The sequence below is a fragment of the Eubacterium aggregans genome, assembly GCF_900107815.1.
Lineage (GTDB): Bacteria > Bacillota > Clostridia > Eubacteriales > Eubacteriaceae > Eubacterium_O > Eubacterium_O aggregans.
In genome coordinates this window covers 48,108-64,461 of record NZ_FNRK01000012.1, presented here as the reverse complement: position 1 = coordinate 64,461, position 16,354 = coordinate 48,108, and the positions used below count along the sequence as shown (strand labels likewise).

Genomic DNA, 16,354 nt, shown 5'->3' with positions numbered 1-16,354 from the left:
ATGAGAATCGGTATCTTAACAAGTGGTGGCGATGCCCCAGGGATGAATGCAGCCATTCGGGCAGTGGTTCGGACTGCGATTTACCATAAAATTGATGTGTACGGCATTAATCGTGGTTATGCAGGGCTTTTGGATAAGGATATTACGCCCATGAATGTTTATTCGGTTGCCGATATCCTACAAAAGGGTGGCACGATCCTGCGGACATCCAGAAGCGAATTTTTCCCCACAGAAGCGGGACAAAAACGGGCAGCGGAGGTTCTCCGGGAATTTGGAATTGATCATCTTATTGTTATTGGTGGAGATGGCAGTTTAAATGGTGCACTGTGCCTGAAACGCCTGGGTGTGAGTGTGGTTGGTATTCCCGGGACCATCGATAATGACTTTGGGGCCTCAGATTTTACGGTCGGGTTTGATACGGCAGTGACCACGGCCATTGATGCCATTGGAAAAATTCGGGATACCACTTTTTCCCATAATCGCATTAACGTTGTCCAGGTCATGGGACGGACCTGTGGTGATATTGCACTATATGCAGGCTTTTCTGTCGGTGCCGAAGCGCTCATTGTGCCTGAAATCCCAACGGATCTGGAAGAAATCTGTGATCGCCTGCTGGTAGGTAAGGATCGTGGCAAGCTCCATAGCATCGTTATGCTGGCAGAGGGGTGTGGCGGCTATCGGGATTATTGCAAAAAGATTGAAGAGCTGACCCAGGTGACCACTAAAGGGACGAATCTCGGCTATATCCAGCGAGGCGGCGCTCCGTCCCACTTCGATCGTAATCTGGCAAGCTACATGGGCTATAAGGCCGTAGAATCCATCGTAAATGGTCAGACTGGCAATGTAGTGGTCCAGCGTAAGGGTGAATATCTCATGGTTCCTTTGGAAGAAGCCCTTAAAACACCGAAAAAATTTAACGAAGAACTTTATCATATTTCCAAGATTCTATCCATTTAATTGGATTATTAGGAGGGCAAAATGAAGCTTAAAAAAACGAAAATGGTTTGTACCCTGGGACCGGCATCCAACACCCAGGAGATTATGGAAGAACTCATTGCCAATGGCATGAACGTGGCACGCCTGAATTTTTCCCATGGCAGTCATGAAGAGCATGCGGGGCGGATTGCCAAGTTAAAGGCGGCACGGGCGGCACAGAATACCCCCGTAGCCATTATGTTAGATACCAAGGGCCCGGAAATCCGGACCGGGGATTTAAAAGACGGAAAAGTAACCCTGGAAGAAGGGAATACCATTGTTCTTACCACGGAAACTATTTCTGGGGACGCCAAGCGTGTGAGCATCAGCTATACGGGCCTGCCCGAGGATTTGGTGCCTGGAAATATCATTCTTTTAGATGATGGTCTAATTGCGCTAACGGTTGAAAAGATTGAGGGAACAGAAATCACCTGTCGTATCGATAATGGCGGGGTCTTGGGGTCCAAAAAAAGTGCGAATGTTCCCAATGTTTCCATTAATTTACCGGGCCTGACCGCGAAGGATGAAGGCGATCTTCTCTTTGGAATCAGCCAGGGAATCGATTTTGTAGCGGCTTCTTTCGTACGAAAACCCCAGGATGTCATTGCCATCCGTAAGGTGTTAGATAATAATGGCGGCGGCGATGTACAGATTATTTCTAAAATTGAAAACCGTGAAGGGGTCGAAAAAATTGACCGGATCCTGGCCGTGTCCGACGGTATCATGGTTGCCCGTGGGGATTTAGGCGTAGAAATCCCTGCAGAAGAGGTGCCCCTGGTTCAGAAGAGCATCATTCGTAAATGTAATCTCCTGGGCAAACCGGTTATCACCGCGACCCAGATGCTGGATTCCATGATCCGCAATCCCAGACCGACCCGTGCGGAAGTTGGGGATGTGGCCAATGCCGTGTTTGATGGAACAGATGCCGTTATGCTTTCGGGTGAAACCGCGGCTGGGGATTACCCGGTTCAGACGGTTAAGACCATGGCCAGCATTGTTGAGCGTATTGAATCCTCTGAGGAATATCGTAATCGCCGTAAGCCGGATCACGGCGAGCTCACGGTGACCAATGCCGTGGGGGAAGCCGTCGTTCAGATTGCTGCAAATATGGGAGCCGCAGCCATTATCGCCGCATCCTCCTCTGGACACACCCCGCGGATGTTGTCTAAATATCGTCCGGAATGTGATATTTTAGGGGTGAGCAATAAAATGACGACTGTTCGCCGACTGTGTTTAAGTTGGGGGGTGTTCTGTTTGTATACCCCGGAATTCAAGGATACGGATTCCATGGTGATGGACTGTGTCGATGCCGCTGAAAAAATGGGCTGCGTCAAAACCGGTGATCTCGTTGTCGTAGCAGCAGGGGTTCCCTTGGGTGTCCAGGGCAACACCAATATGATTAAGGTCCATACTGTTGGAAATGCTGTGATGAGCGGTGTTGGCATTGGGGATAAGCCAGTGACTGGTTTTGCTAAGTTGATTACCAGCGATAATACTGAGGATTTTAACGAAGGCGATATTTTGGTGGTTAAATCCGTCACACCGGATGTGTTCTGTGTTCTGGAAAAAGCAGCAGCCATCATCACAGAAGAAACTGGGTTAGAGTCAGAAGCCGCCCATGTGTCTAAACAATACGATATTCCCGTAATTCTGGATGTCCATAAGGCTCGTGAGGTCCTGAAACATGGTAAAATTATTTCTGTCGATCCTGTCAATGGGATGGTATACCAGGGCCGTGTTCGCTTAAGATAAGTCTAAGCGTATTTTAAATTATTGAAAATTCAAAAAAGGTTTGCAATATTTTAAAATAGGTGTATAATACTTACTACAAAAAAGTTTTAAATTATTCAAGATACAATAATGTATTTTAGTTTAATACTGAGAGAAAATAAAAATATCGGGCGAAAACTCGATATTTTTATTTTTATCCCCCACAATCATGGGCAGCATTATTCTAAAGACAATGCTTTGTTGTATCTTTTTTTGTTGCCCGTGTTTCGGATATTATTCAAATCTCATTATTGGAGGCGTTTTATGGAAAAAACACGGAAGTATGACAGTGTGAAAGATTTCCTTCAGAAGAAGGATATCGAGTTTTCAGTCCAGCGGTATTTAATCGATGCCCTGAAGTACATGGCCTTTGGGCTTTTTGGAACCTTGCTGATGGGGAGCATCCTCAATCAGATTGGTGTTTTGACAGGGATGACCTTTCTCACTGAAACCATTTGGCCAGCGGCAAAGGTCATGACAGGGCCAGCTATTGCTGTGGCGGTAGCTTGGGCTTTAAATGCCCCGCCGTTGGTCATCTTCTCTGTTACGGTGGGCGGTTATGTGGGTAATGAGTTAGGGGGGCCTGCAGGCTCCCTCATCGCGGCTTTAATCGCCACGGAATGCGGCAAGGCCGTTTCAGGAGAAACAAAAATTGATATCCTGGTAACCCCATTTGTCACGGTGCTGGTGGGAGCCGGGATGGCAACTTTAGTGGGGCCGCCCATCGGCGGCTTTATGACCTTCCTGGGTGAGCTGATTATGTGGGCAACGGAGCAGCAGCCCATCATCATGGGAATCGTCATTTCAGTAGTAGTCGGGATTGTCCTTACCCTGCCCATTTCCAGTGCGGCGCTGTGCATTATGCTCAACTTGTCGGGGTTGGCAGCGGGGGCGGCCACGGTGGGCTGCTGCTGTCAGATGGTTGGCTTCGCTATCCAAAGCTACCGGGATAATGGTGTGGGCGGCCTGGCAGCCCAGGGCATTGGGACCTCCATGATTCAGGTGCCCAATATCGTTAAAAATTGGAAAATCTGGATTCCGCCAACCATTGCTTCAGCCATTTTAGGACCCCTGGCTACCACTCTTTTTCAAATGAAGAATACACCGGTAGCTGCGGGGATGGGGACTTGTGGTTTTGTGGGTCAGATCGGGACGGCCATGGCCATGGGCCAGGCTGGTGATTCTGTTATGCAGATCGTCCTTTCCATCGGACTTCTTCAAATCCTGCTCCCTGCTGTGGTGACCTATGGTATCTATCGGCTGTGTCATCGTGCGGGATGGATTAAGGATGGGGACATGGCCCTGAATTTGTAAAGGAACGTCGACTTAAAGTGGTAGAGCCACACCGGGTTTTGAGGTATAATGATATCAGTAAAGGAGTCTGATAGGATGAAACGAGAAACCCGGCGGCGATTTTTTTTCGCCCTTTTATTCATAATGTATCTGGTCATTTTGGTGACCATCACCCTGTTGCCTGACGGCGATGTGGGCTACGAACCTGGGAGTAATCTGGTTCCCGGGACCAGCATTGACGATTATATTTACGATGTTTATCACAATGGGGTGCTGAATACCGACTATATTCGCTCTGGGGAGACGGATGGGGTGGCGACCCTCTATCATTACTTAACCTATCCCGCCCGAAACCTCTTTGGGAACATTCTTCTATTCGTACCCCTGGGGCTGCTTTATCCACTGTGCCGAAGGAATAAAACCGGATGGATTCAGATTATGGCGGTGGTTTTAGGGAGTACGATTCTCATTGAAATTTTGCAGCATTTCTTTTTATCTAGCCGAAGTGCGGACGTCGATGACATTATCCTGAATTTTATCGGTGGGATGCTAGGGTATTTCTTGTATAAGTGGGTGGAATAAATGGCAAAAATTAAAAAACGATTCGTCTGTCAGAATTGCGGTTACGCCACTCCCAAGTGGATGGGAAAATGCACCGAGTGCGGTGAGTGGAATTCCTTTGTCGAGGAAGTGGAGATGCCGGCACCCACAGCAGTAGGGAAGAACCAGAATTTGGAGCGGGGCGTTTACGCCAAACCCGTACGCCTAAAGGACATCTCTACCCAAAAGGAGGATCGCTACAAAACCAATAATAGTGAGCTGGACCGGGTGTTAGGCGGCGGCATCGTCCCAGGTGGCCTGATTCTTCTGGGGGGAGATCCGGGCATCGGAAAATCGACCCTGCTCCTCCAAACCACGGAGAATTTTGGGAATCAGGGACTGAAGGTCCTTTATATTTCCGGGGAGGAATCCGAGCAGCAGCTTAAGATGCGGGCGGTTCGGATGAAGGTATCCTCGGATAATGTTTATTTCCTTTCGGAAATCAACATCCCCTATATTACGGACCTTATTATCAAAACCCAGCCGGATTTAGTCATTATCGACTCCATCCAAACCATGTACAGTCCCAATATTACCTCGGCTCCGGGGAGTGTCAGCCAGATTCGGGAGAACGCCAACGCCTTGATGCAAATTGCAAAAAAGGATGGCATCGCCATGATTTTGGTGGGGCATGTTACCAAGGAAGGCAATATTGCAGGGCCCCGGGTGTTAGAGCATATGGTGGACACGGTGCTGTATTTTGAAGGGGAGAAATACCATAGCTACCGGATGCTCCGGGGAGTGAAGAATCGCTTTGGTTCCACCAATGAAATTGGTATTTTTGAGATGACCCAGGAGGGCCTGGCCGAGGTTAAAAATCCTTCGGAGATGATGCTTTTGAGCCGCCCGAAAAACACTTGTGGATCGGTGGTGGTTCCCAGTATCGAAGGGACCAGGCCTATCCTCATCGAGCTCCAGGGGCTGGTTTCCCAGACCAGCTTTGCAACCGCCAGACGGATGGCGACGGGGATGGACTACAATCGAATGGTCCTGCTCATCGCCATCATGGAAAAACGGCTGGATATCCAGCTCCAGGGGCTAGATGCCTACATCAATGTGGTTGGCGGGATGAAGGTAGACGAACCAGCCCTGGACCTGGCGGTGGTCTCCGTATTGTATTCCAGTTTTCGAAATTTTGAGATTCCTGCGGATTTCATGGTTTTAGGGGAAGTGGGGCTGACGGGAGAAGTGCGCAATATCCAACAGGTGGAAAAACGAATCATCGAGGGTGGAAAATTAGGCTTTAAACGCTGCGTCCTCCCCCGGGGAAATTGTAGGGGAATGGACGACATGGGGGTTGAACTCATGCCGGTTACTAACATTTCTCAGGCATTAAATCTACTTAAAAAGTAGGTAAATTTTAGATTCAATCCATGCCAAAAGGCAAGAATTTATCCTTTCCACCCGGGGCATTCAAAGCTATAATGTAGTTATCCTGAAGTGTGCGTTACACCTTTGGTTTTGAACCTACACTTATACTTTGGGAGTCCGGATGTCCTCCATTCGATGTCATGCCGCCTTTGAGTGGAAGACAGAAAACTGGAGGCAGGGCACCCACCTAGCTTCTGCTAGGCGTCAAAAAGAAGGGAACGGCACATTCGGGATTATAAAGAGATCTCATCCATCACCGGGTGAGATCTTTTTATTTTCGCCTGAGCTAACAGAAGTGTGAAAGTGGATATTGCTCTATCCACTTTCACACGGCGCAGCCATGAATGAGTGAAGGTGCGAAGCACCGGAGCGAGTGATACTGCGTAAGTTAACATAATGCGTTATCTTTCTAATTTCCATAAAAAATAGAGTGGTTTCTTAAATTAGAGTCATGCTGTATTTTTTTGTTGAGAATTATGATTCATCCAGATATAATGTTCATATACACCATTAGAAAGTAGCATCCAATGTATAAAGAAGGGGATTTACATCATGCATACATTTCGAAAGGGTTGGAAATATCCTTTTGTTTTTTTCCTTTTTCTCAGTTTCATTATACCGATGAGCGTGAAGGCTGAGGCAAAGTCGTCAACGGAACAACGGGTACTTTTTTTAAGTTCCTACGGCTATACCTGGGAAAGCGTACCGGATCAGTTAGATGGCATTACAGAGATTTTAAAGGACGAATGTTATATTGAAGTATTATTTATGAATACTAAAACCATTGATACTGCAACCTCAGAGGCCCAGACAGCGACGCAGCTTGACACTCTATTATCGGGAGGAGAATCCTTTGATGCCGTTATTCTTGGGGATGATGCAGCAGTGGATTTTGCCATGTCCCAAAGGGAACGCTATTTTAAAGGGACGCCACTTATTTTCTTAGGCATCAATAGCAATGAAAAGGCAATGGCAATAGGAAAGGATCCACTGATTACTGGGGTATTAGAAAACTTTAACTACAAATCGACCTTGGAATTCGCCAAGAGCCTTTACCCAGAAGCTAAAAAAGTGATAGCCATTAGTGATGACAGTGTGTCAGGAAAAGGTTCTTTGGAGCAGTATTATCAAATTGCCCGCTTTTTTCCAGAACTGGATTTTACGGATGTGGATTGTTCGGACATGACAAAGGAACAGATTCAAGAAAAGGTAGCAGAAGCCGACGATGATGATATTCTCTTGTATTTGATGTTTACCAGCGATGGCACTGGGCAGAAGGTGACTCTGGATGAAAGTGTTTCTCTGTTAACAGAGGTTGCTCGCGTCCCAATTTTTAAAGCGGACGAGCTCGGTATTGAGTATGGATTGCTCGGTGGGCGATGTGTTTCCTATGAGGATATAGGACAAATAGCGGGGCAACTGACAAAGAAGGTCCTTGATGGCGAGGCACCAGTGAATTTACCAGTCGTCTCCACCCCGGATCATTACTATATTAATCAGGAGGCTGCACAATATTATCATATCAACATGTCAAAGGTTCCCCGGGATGCCGTTATTGTCAATCCCACCGATAATTTTTGGAGACAAAATCGGGTGGTCCTTATTCCAGCATTGCTGGTTGTCCTGGCATTACTTTTAATAATCATCGCTATTTTGCATAATCAGCGTCGCCAGAAGGCATTTACGACAGAACTCAAAGCCAAAACTAAAGCACTTGAAACAGTGGTCCTCTATGATGATTTAACTGGGATTTACAATCGAAGGGGATTTTACCAAAAGGCAGAACAGCTTTTAGCAGAGGACACAGAGCATGAGTATTTAATCATGTATTGGAATTTCTGTAATTTCAAAGTGATTAACGAGCTGTTTGGATCAGAAACTGGGGATGCGATTCTTTGCGAATTTGCGGAGGAGCTTAAAACCCATGCTGAGGATAAAATGGTATACGGCCGTTTACAGGCGGATAATTTTGTGGTCATTGGACGGTGTTGTGATGTCGTTATCGAACACCTGATTAACCAGTGCTCCAAAACTTATGATGGGGTAACACCGTCCTACCATTATACCCTCCAATTTGGTTTGTATTACATTACGGACCGGAGGTTGTCCATTAATGCGATGTGCGATCGGGCACAGATGGTTACCCAAAAGGGCATTCCCTCAAAATTACAGCAATCCTATGCTGTTTTTGATGAATCCTTATCCGATAGCTTGGTGATGGAGCAGCTTCTCGTTAGTGAAATGGAACTAGCCTTGTCCAAACGGCAATTCCAGGTGTACTATCAGCCAGTCTATAACGCGGTGGATAAAACCCTCCATGGGGCAGAGGCCCTGGTACGATGGATTCATCCAGAGCGGGGAATTATTTCTCCAGGTATCTTTATTCCATTATTTGAAGAGCACGGCCTCATTACACAGCTTGATAACTATGTGGGAGAGATCGTGACGGCTTTTCAGTTCAATCGAATGGCTGAGGGAAAAAGCTTAATCCCAATTTCGGTCAATCAATCCCGGGCAAATTTTCTGCGTAGTCGCTTTGATCAAACGATCATGGAGACGATCACTAGCTGCGGCGTACCAGTGGGCTGTATCTCCATTGAGATTACAGAATCGGCCTTTATGGATAACGAAGAGGACCTAATTCTTTGTGCTGCCCGGCTTCGGGAGGCCGGAATCCGAGTGCTTATGGATGATTTTGGCAGCGGTTATTCCAGCTTTAACACCCTTCAGCGCCTGCCGGTGGATATTATTAAGATTGATATGAAGTTTTTAGAAGGCTTCGGTGCAACGCCAAACTCTCGGGTGGTCCTTTCATCGATCATTGAGATGACCAAGGGGATGGGGTTAAAGGTTGTGGCTGAAGGAGTAGAGGATGAGGAGCAGTTTGAATTTCTAAGGGATGAGGGGTGTGACTATATCCAGGGCTACTATTTCAGCCGTCCCATTCCCACAGAAGACTTTATTCAACTGTTGGATGACGAAGGGATTTAAGCCACCTGCGGGTGGCTTTTTCCATGGGATTGCGGTTGAAAAAGGGGGGGGGAATTGGTACAATAAAACAATTGAGATTAAATGGAGGCAGATGTTGTTTGAATATATAAAAGGAACCTTGGAGGATCAGTCGGCAGACTATGTGGTGGTGGACAATAATGGCATTGGGTATCGAGTCAGTGTATCGCTGAATACCCTGGCTGAGCTGCCAGCCCTGCATCAGGAGCTGTGCTTGCTGTTACACCCTGTTTATCGGGAGGATGATATTGCCTTATATGGCTTTATTACCCATGAGGAGCGGGATTTATTCCGAACCCTTATTGGCGTCAGTGGGGTGGGGCCGAAGGTTGCCATGGGGATGCTCTCCCAATTTGTGGGGGATGAATTAATCCGATATATCTTAAATGCCGACGCCAAGTCCATTGCCAAGGCTCCGGGAATTGGGAAGAAAACTGCCGAACGGGTTATTCTGGAATTAAAGGATAAATATAAAAATTATGAGCCTCATTCAGATGTAGAAGTGGATGGTGGAGCCGTGGAAAACCTAAGGCTGACAGATAATCTGTTTAACGAAGCGGTCAATGGTCTACTGGGTCTGGGCTTTGCCTATTCTGAGGCATCGGATTTAGTGGAGCGGGTCATTACCCCGGATATGGCCATTGAAGAAATTCTCCAAAAAGCACTGATGTCGGCCAATACCAGAAATTAGAAAAGGACAGCCATGAAAGATCGAATTGTCACAACAAAATTTACAGAGCCAGATATTGAGATTGAAGGGAGCCTAAGGCCGGAATGCCTATCTGATTATATCGGTCAAAAAAAGGTGAAACGGCAGATGGCTATCTTCATCCAGGCGGCGAAAAACAGGGGAGAATCCCTGGATCATGTGCTGTTGTACGGGCCGCCGGGACTGGGGAAAACGACCTTAGCGAATATCATTGCCAAGGAAATGGGCACCAATATTAAAACCACTTCTGGCCCTGCCATTGAAAAGCCCGGGGATCTAGCTTCAATTTTAACGTCCCTTAAAGAAGGGGATGTGCTCTTTATCGATGAAATCCATCGGATTCAGCGGACGGTGGAAGAGGTGCTTTATCCAGCTATGGAGGATTTTGCCCTGGATATCATCATTGGGAAAGGCCCTGGGGCAAAGTCTGTCCGGTTGGAGCTGCCTCATTTTACATTGGTGGGTGCGACCACCCGGGCAGGACTTTTAACGGCACCGCTCCGGGATCGCTTTGGGGTGGTGCAGCGTCTGGAGCTTTATAATAAGAGCGATTTGAGCACTATCGTCAAACGAAGTGCTCATATTCTGAATATTGCGCTGGATGATGGTGGTGCCGAAGAGTTGGCCATGCGCTCCCGGGGGACCCCTCGGATTGCCAATCGCCTGCTGAAACGGGTGCGGGATTATGCTGAGATCGAAGGCCAGGGCACCATCAATGCGGGACTGGCAAGCGCAGCCCTGGAACTCTTTGAAGTGGATGCTGTGGGTCTGGATGAAATCGACCGGATCATGCTGACCACGATCATTGAAAAATTTGACGGGGGTCCTGTGGGGATTGATACCCTGGCGGCCTCCATTGGTGAAGAACGGGGGACCATCGAAGAAGTCTACGAGCCCTACCTGATGCAGCTGGGGTTTTTAGCACGAACCCCGAGGGGGCGGGTGATTACCAGTGGCGGTTATCGCCATTTGGGATTAACGCCAGCCCTGACGGCTGAGCAAATGGCACTACAGCTACCAGAGGAGGATTAAATGACGACAACATTATCGACGACTGATTTTTATTACGATCTTCCGGAGAGTAGCATTGCCCAAACCCCCCTTGATCAGCGGGATACCTCGAAGCTGCTGGCCATCAATCGAGCCACAGGGGAAATGGCTGATCGCCATTTCCACGATATTTTGGAATACCTAAAACCCGGGGATCTGCTGGTCATGAATGATACCAAGGTTTTACCCGCTCGGATTTACGGCAAACGGAAGGAAACCGGTGGAAAGGTGGAGCTTCTTCTCCTTAAACGCCTGGACGACCATCGCTGGGAAACCATGGTAAAGCCGGGAAAGAAGGCCAAACCTGGAACAGAGCTGGTCTTTGGCAGGGGATTAACGGGGACCATTGAAGAAACCATTCCCGGTGGTCTTCGGATCATCCGCTTTGAGTATCAGGGTGTTTTTGAGGAAATCCTTTCTGAAATCGGCACGATGCCCCTGCCACCCTATATCCACGAAACCCTAAAGGATCAGAGTCGGTATCAGACCGTCTACGCCGAGCACGATGGCTCCGCCGCTGCGCCAACGGCTGGACTGCACTTTACTCCAGAGCTTTTAAAGGAAATCGCAGACCGGGGTGTGGGCATTGCCCGGGTAACCCTCCACGTGGGTATCGGGACCTTTCGGCCCGTAAAGGTGGAGAACCTCCTTGAACATCAGATGCATTCTGAACGCTATGTCTTACCTGAAGAAACCGCTCGGGCCATTGCGGAAACAAAAAAACAGGGGGGCCGGATCATTGCGGTGGGAACCACCTCCGTGCGAACTTTAGAAAGCGTGGCGAGCCGCCATGATGGACAAGTAGTCAGTGAAGCGGGAACCACGGATATTTTCATTTACCCGGGTTATCATTGGCAGGTAGTGGATGCTCTGATTACAAATTTCCATTTGCCGGAATCCACATTGCTGATGCTCGTTTCCTCTTTTTATAATCGGGAAAAGATATTGGAAGCTTACCGCCATGCGGTGGCGGCGGATTACCGCTTCTTCAGCTTTGGGGATGCGATGTTTTTATATTAAAGGTAAGAGGTGTTGGATTGTTTAAATATGAATTGATTAAGGAAGAGAAGGATACCGGGGCGCGTCTGGGACGAATTACAACGGACCATGGCGTTATTGAGACCCCTATTTTTATGCCGGTGGGAACCCAGGCAACGGTGAAATCCATGGATGTCCACGATTTGGAAACCATGGGGGCCCAAATTATTCTGGGCAATACTTACCATCTTTATCTGCGTCCAGGCCAGGAAATCATGGAGAAGGCCGGGGGACTCCACTCCTTTATGAATTGGCAGCACCCCATTTTAACGGATAGCGGCGGATTTCAAGTTTTCTCCCTGGGGGATTTGCGGAAGATTACGGAGGAGGGGGTCCATTTTGTGTCCCATTTGGACGGCTCCCGGCATTTTATGTCTCCGGAGAAATCCATTGAAATGCAAAACAGCATCGGAGCGGATATCATCATGTGCTTTGATGAATGTGCCCCGGCAGATGCCGATTACGACTATACAAAAAAATCTCTGGAGATGACCAGCCGATGGGCGGCCAGGTGTAAGGCGGCCCACAAACGTCCGGATGAACAAGCCCTTTTCGGCATTGTCCAAGGGGGGATGTTTAAAGATCTGCGGGCTCAAAGTGCCCGGGAAATTACGGCAATGGACTTTCCTGGGTATTCAATTGGGGGTCTGAGTGTTGGGGAATCCAAAGAGATTATGTACGAGATGCTCTCCCATACTGTACCACTACTTCCCGAGGATAAGCCCCACTACCTTATGGGCGTGGGCTCGGTGGATGCCTTATTTGAAGGGGTGATCCGGGGGATCGATATGTTTGACTGCGTCCTTCAAACCCGCATTGCCCGTAACGGGACCGCCATGACCTCCCAGGGTAAGGTAGTAGTACGCAATGCGACCTATGCTGAAGATTTTAGCCCTTTGGACCCGGAATGTGACTGCTATGTGTGCCGGAACCATACCCGGGCATATTTACGCCACTTAATTAAATGCAATGAAATTTTAGGGGCAAGGCTGTTGACATATCATAATTTATACTTTACACTAAGAATAATGGAAAAAATCCGTGAAGCCATAAAAAATGATACGTTGTTGGCATTAAAGGAAGAAGTTTTCCAAAAATATGGAATCACAAGCTAGGAGAGTAATTATGAACACGAACACGTTGCTGCAGTTCCTGCCGATTGTTATATTGGCAGTATTCGTTTATTTTGTGCTGATTCGCCCCCAGAGCAAACAGCAAAAACAAGTGAAAGATATGCTGAGGAGCATGAAGGTCGGCGATGAAGTAATGACAGCCGGTGGTTTTTATGGCATTGTTTTTGCCATTGATGACGAAAATGTCGTATTGGAAATGCTTCCAGATTTCAATAAGGCCATGATTCGCAAGGCCTCCATCGTCAAAGTGATTACAGCAGATGATGTAGAAGAGATCGAAGACGTGCCGGAAGAGCTGGATGAAGTGGCAGAAGATACGAAGGTAGAGGATGCCGATTTTGAAGAAGTCAAAGACGAAGAAACCAAGGAGGACAAGTAAGATGAAACATGTAACTATTGTAAAAAAAGGTAATTTAGCAGATACTAAAAATAAGGGTTGTGGCGAATGTCAGACCTCCTGTCAATCCGCCTGCAAGACCTCTTGCACCGTTGGCAATCAGAAATGTAAAAACCAGAAATAATTGAAGAGTATGCTTAAAAAGCAGCAACGCAGTTGCTGCTTTTTTATGTCGTACGTTCTTTCACATGAAAGGATGGAAAGAGTAAATGATTCATAAGTTTTATTTGAATGGCTTGTATATCGTACTGGACGTGAACAGCGGCACCCTGCTGACTGTGGACGAAATGACCTACGATGTATTGGATCGGTACCGAAAAGAAAATAAAGAAACCATTATCCAGGGATTAAAGGAAAAATATCCAGAGGATGCCCTGGCAGAGGTTTTGGATGAGTTGGATGCGTTAGTTGCCCAGAAGATGTTATACACCGAAAATGATTATGATCCTGAGATTTATAAAAATCATGATTTGATCAAAGCACTGTGCCTCCATGTCACTCATGACTGCAATTTAAAATGTAATTATTGCTTTGCTTCCCAGGGAGACTTTAATGGTGAAAAATGCCTGATGTCCCTGGAAGTTGGTAAAAAAGCCATCGACTTCATTGTCGAAGCCTCCAAGGATCGGGTCAATTTGGAAGTGGATTTCTTTGGGGGAGAGCCCCTTATGAATTTACAGGTTGTCAAGGACTTGGTGGACTATGCCAGAGGACTGGAAGAAGCCCATCATAAGCACTTTAACTTCACCATGACAACCAATGGCGTTTTATTAAATGACGACAATAGGCAGTGGTTGGACGATAACATGGACAATATCGTCCTAAGTCTGGATGGTCGGAAGGAAGTCAATGACCGGATGCGGCGCACCGTCAACGATAAAGGCTCCTATGGGCTCATCATCGACGATATTAAGAAGATGGCTGCCATGCGGGAGGGAAAGAAGGACTACTACGTCCGGGGGACCTACACCAAGTATAACCTGGATTTTGCCAAGGACGTGGATTTCCTGGCCAGGGAAGGTTTTGGGAGCATCTCTGTGGAGCCTGTGGTTACCGATGAAACCAAGCCCTATGCCCTGCTGGAAGAAGATTTGCCCGCTATTTTAGCAGAATACGATCAATTGGCCCTGGATTACCTGGATCGGGAAAAGCATGGGCTTCATTACAATTTCTTCCACTTCAACGTGGAGCTGGATGGCGGACCCTGTGTCTATAAACGCCTTTCTGGCTGTGGGGCCGGACGGGACTACGTGGCGGTTACACCGGAAGGGGATATCTATCCCTGCCATCAGTTTGTGGGAAACACCGCCTTTAAGATGGGGTCCGTGGATGTGGGCATTACGAACCCTCAAATCAAAGGGGAATTTGCAAAGGCCAATCTGCTGGAAAAGGATGATTGCTCCCAGTGCTGGTGCCGATTTATTTGTGGCGGGGGTTGCCATGCCAATGCCTATAATTTTAATCAGACGGTCATGAAGCCCTATCATGTGGCCTGTGAAATTGAGCGAAGACGGGTTGAAAATGCATTGATGATTGGCATAATCGAAGGGGAATAACCTCCAAAATACCGCAAAAAGCTTTGAAGAATTTAAGGAAACATCTTTTGAAAGCGTTGAACTATTGAAATAATTTCAATATAATGTATAATAAGTGCGTTATATATTGAAGATGTACTTTTTCAATGCGTGACAATTATGAGCGGAAGCTGAAAGGAGATAATCATATGCTGTTCAGTAAACAAATAGAAAGCACCGACGGTATTGTGTTCCATGAGAATGAAATGGACGCCTGTGCTAAAATTGCGAACAAAATGATTGATCGTGATTATCCAGTAGCAGAGATAGCCAAAATCACCGGTCTGTCCATCGATGAAGTTGAAAAGCTCAAATGACATAAATAACAGAAGCAGAATTAAACCCCCGATTTCCGTAATCAGAAATCGGGGGTTTTTGGTTGGAATCGGATACCTTTAGTATTGTGCTTTCACACAATACACATAAAAAAGTTTGTCTCCCTGGACCATTGTAATAAGGATGGAATCGGATTACAATAGGGTTATCAATAAGAGGAGGTCATATTATGGCTGTATTTAAGACCAATGATGGTGTATCACTGTATTATGAGGTAAAAGGGGAGGGAAAGCCATTATTAATGCTACCCGGTTGGACCTGTACCACTCGGTTTTTTGATCACAACAGTGATGTGCTGGCAAAGGATTGTCAGGTCATCCTTATGGATTTCCGGGGACATGGTGAGTCTGAAAAAACATTAACAAGCCACCGAATTGCCCGTTATGCCATGGATGTTAAAAACCTGCTGGATCATCTGGATGTTGAGGATGTAACGGTTTTGGGGTGGTCCATGGGGGCGGCTATCCTTTGGAGCTACCTGGAATTATTTGGTAAACATCGCGTCGGTAAGCTGGTTTGCGTGGACCAGGCACCCCTCCAGTACACTGGGCCCGATTGGGTCTGGGGACAAAATGGCTGCTACGATGTGGAGATGTTTATTCGCACCTGCTGCGCCATTGAGTTTGCACCCCGGGAAAATGCAGAGGGTTTAGTTTTCGGATGCCTCAATCATGATCCCACGGAAGAAGAGGTAACCACCCTAGCGGATGAAATTTCCAAATGTCCTCCCAAGGTCCGTATCGAAATTATGCGGGACCATACGAATCTGGATTGGCGGGATTTCATTCCGAAAATCGATATTCCCACCCTGGTTTGTGTCGCCCGCAAGAGTAAGGTGTTCGATTGGCAGGGAAGTGCCTGGGTTGGAGAGAATATTCCAGGGGCAAAGACGGTTTTCTTTGAAAATTCCGGGCATATGCTGTTCTGGGAAGAGCCGGATAAATTTAATGCGACACTTCTGGAGTTTGTAAAGGCTTAGAGATATGGTTGCAGAGGGGAACCCTTCACGAGAGTGCGCTTCAGTTTAGAAGTATAGGTATGGGTAAGGAAAAGCGCTGTGTCTGCCTCTTCCATCATAAAGGTGGAGGGGGTAGAAAAA

At 47.1% G+C, this 16,354-nt stretch carries 15 protein-coding genes and 1 other RNA gene; all 16 read left to right on the top strand.

Going from position 1 to position 16,354, the window contains the following annotated elements:
- The 16 genes from pfkA to BLW33_RS08220 all read left to right on the top strand — a co-directional run bounded on the left by pfkA (position 1) and on the right by BLW33_RS08220 (position 16,234).
- The gene (pfkA, locus tag BLW33_RS08290) at positions 1 to 957 is read left to right on the top strand and encodes a 6-phosphofructokinase (RefSeq protein ID WP_090307518.1); all 957 of its coding nucleotides are present in this window, start codon (positions 1 to 3) and stop codon (positions 955 to 957) included.
- Positions 958 to 978: 21 nt separating this feature from the next.
- Positions 979 to 2,727, top strand: a complete 1,749-nt coding sequence (pyk, locus tag BLW33_RS08285; protein WP_090307516.1) for a pyruvate kinase — start codon at positions 979 to 981, stop codon at positions 2,725 to 2,727.
- A gap of 282 nt (positions 2,728 to 3,009) precedes the next feature.
- The gene (locus BLW33_RS08280) at positions 3,010 to 4,059 is read left to right on the top strand and encodes a PTS sugar transporter subunit IIC (RefSeq protein ID WP_090243237.1); all 1,050 of its coding nucleotides are present in this window, start codon (positions 3,010 to 3,012) and stop codon (positions 4,057 to 4,059) included.
- Positions 4,060 to 4,134: 75 nt separating this feature from the next.
- Positions 4,135 to 4,620 (top strand): VanZ family protein, encoded by a 486-nt coding sequence (locus BLW33_RS08275; RefSeq protein WP_090307513.1) that lies wholly within the window; start codon positions 4,135 to 4,137, stop codon positions 4,618 to 4,620.
- A complete protein-coding gene (gene radA, locus BLW33_RS08270) occupies positions 4,621 to 5,991 on the top strand; it encodes a DNA repair protein RadA (RefSeq protein WP_090307511.1) in 1,371 nt (456 codons plus the stop codon).
- 76 nt (positions 5,992 to 6,067) lie between these two features.
- A non-coding RNA gene (gene ssrS, locus BLW33_RS08265) (6S RNA) lies at positions 6,068 to 6,247 on the top strand.
- Positions 6,248 to 6,630: 383 nt separating this feature from the next.
- On the top strand, positions 6,631 to 9,000 hold the full coding sequence (locus tag BLW33_RS08260; RefSeq protein WP_176966671.1) for an ABC transporter substrate binding protein: 2,370 nt from the start codon (positions 6,631 to 6,633) through the stop codon (positions 8,998 to 9,000).
- 91 nt (positions 9,001 to 9,091) lie between these two features.
- A complete protein-coding gene (gene ruvA, locus BLW33_RS08255; RefSeq protein WP_090307590.1) occupies positions 9,092 to 9,709 on the top strand; it encodes a Holliday junction branch migration protein RuvA in 618 nt (205 codons plus the stop codon).
- Between the two features lie 12 nt (positions 9,710 to 9,721).
- Entirely contained in the window at positions 9,722 to 10,759 is a 1,038-nt protein-coding gene (gene ruvB / locus BLW33_RS08250; protein ID WP_090307506.1) for a Holliday junction branch migration DNA helicase RuvB, read from the top strand.
- Positions 10,760 to 11,797: a tRNA preQ1(34) S-adenosylmethionine ribosyltransferase-isomerase QueA gene (gene queA / locus BLW33_RS08245; RefSeq protein WP_090307503.1), complete on the top strand. Its 1,038-nt coding sequence runs from the start codon at positions 10,760 to 10,762 to the stop codon at positions 11,795 to 11,797.
- Between the two features lie 17 nt (positions 11,798 to 11,814).
- Positions 11,815 to 12,930: a tRNA guanosine(34) transglycosylase Tgt gene (tgt, locus tag BLW33_RS08240; RefSeq protein WP_090307500.1), complete on the top strand. Its 1,116-nt coding sequence runs from the start codon at positions 11,815 to 11,817 to the stop codon at positions 12,928 to 12,930.
- 10 nt (positions 12,931 to 12,940) lie between these two features.
- Positions 12,941 to 13,327: a preprotein translocase subunit YajC gene (yajC, locus tag BLW33_RS08235; protein ID WP_090307499.1), complete on the top strand. Its 387-nt coding sequence runs from the start codon at positions 12,941 to 12,943 to the stop codon at positions 13,325 to 13,327.
- 1 nt (position 13,328) lies between these two features.
- Positions 13,329 to 13,469: a six-cysteine ranthipeptide SCIFF gene (scfA, locus tag BLW33_RS08230; protein ID WP_090243224.1), complete on the top strand. Its 141-nt coding sequence runs from the start codon at positions 13,329 to 13,331 to the stop codon at positions 13,467 to 13,469.
- Positions 13,470 to 13,554: 85 nt separating this feature from the next.
- Positions 13,555 to 14,901, top strand: coding sequence for a thioether cross-link-forming SCIFF peptide maturase (scfB, locus tag BLW33_RS08225; protein WP_090307496.1), 1,347 nt, complete (start codon positions 13,555 to 13,557; stop codon positions 14,899 to 14,901).
- Between the two features lie 167 nt (positions 14,902 to 15,068).
- Positions 15,069 to 15,236: a hypothetical protein gene (locus BLW33_RS14120; RefSeq protein ID WP_176966670.1), complete on the top strand. Its 168-nt coding sequence runs from the start codon at positions 15,069 to 15,071 to the stop codon at positions 15,234 to 15,236.
- Between the two features lie 188 nt (positions 15,237 to 15,424).
- Entirely contained in the window at positions 15,425 to 16,234 is an 810-nt protein-coding gene (locus BLW33_RS08220; protein ID WP_090307493.1) for an alpha/beta fold hydrolase, read from the top strand.
- Positions 16,235 to 16,354: the final 120 nt, after the last annotated feature.

Coding starts and splice junctions, on each gene's coding strand:
- pfkA (WP_090307518.1), top strand. CDS start 1: ATGAGAATCGGTATCTTAACAAGTGGTGGCGATGCCCCAGGGATGAAT.
- pyk (WP_090307516.1), top strand. CDS start 979: ATGAAGCTTAAAAAAACGAAAATGGTTTGTACCCTGGGACCGGCATCC.
- BLW33_RS08280 (WP_090243237.1), top strand. CDS start 3,010: ATGGAAAAAACACGGAAGTATGACAGTGTGAAAGATTTCCTTCAGAAG.
- BLW33_RS08275 (WP_090307513.1), top strand. CDS start 4,135: ATGAAACGAGAAACCCGGCGGCGATTTTTTTTCGCCCTTTTATTCATA.
- radA (WP_090307511.1), top strand. CDS start 4,621: ATGGCAAAAATTAAAAAACGATTCGTCTGTCAGAATTGCGGTTACGCC.
- BLW33_RS08260 (WP_176966671.1), top strand. CDS start 6,631: ATGAGCGTGAAGGCTGAGGCAAAGTCGTCAACGGAACAACGGGTACTT.
- ruvA (WP_090307590.1), top strand. CDS start 9,092: ATGTTGTTTGAATATATAAAAGGAACCTTGGAGGATCAGTCGGCAGAC.
- ruvB (WP_090307506.1), top strand. CDS start 9,722: ATGAAAGATCGAATTGTCACAACAAAATTTACAGAGCCAGATATTGAG.
- queA (WP_090307503.1), top strand. CDS start 10,760: ATGACGACAACATTATCGACGACTGATTTTTATTACGATCTTCCGGAG.
- yajC (WP_090307499.1), top strand. CDS start 12,941: ATGAACACGAACACGTTGCTGCAGTTCCTGCCGATTGTTATATTGGCA.
- scfA (WP_090243224.1), top strand. CDS start 13,329: ATGAAACATGTAACTATTGTAAAAAAAGGTAATTTAGCAGATACTAAA.
- scfB (WP_090307496.1), top strand. CDS start 13,555: ATGATTCATAAGTTTTATTTGAATGGCTTGTATATCGTACTGGACGTG.
- BLW33_RS14120 (WP_176966670.1), top strand. CDS start 15,069: ATGCTGTTCAGTAAACAAATAGAAAGCACCGACGGTATTGTGTTCCAT.
- BLW33_RS08220 (WP_090307493.1), top strand. CDS start 15,425: ATGGCTGTATTTAAGACCAATGATGGTGTATCACTGTATTATGAGGTA.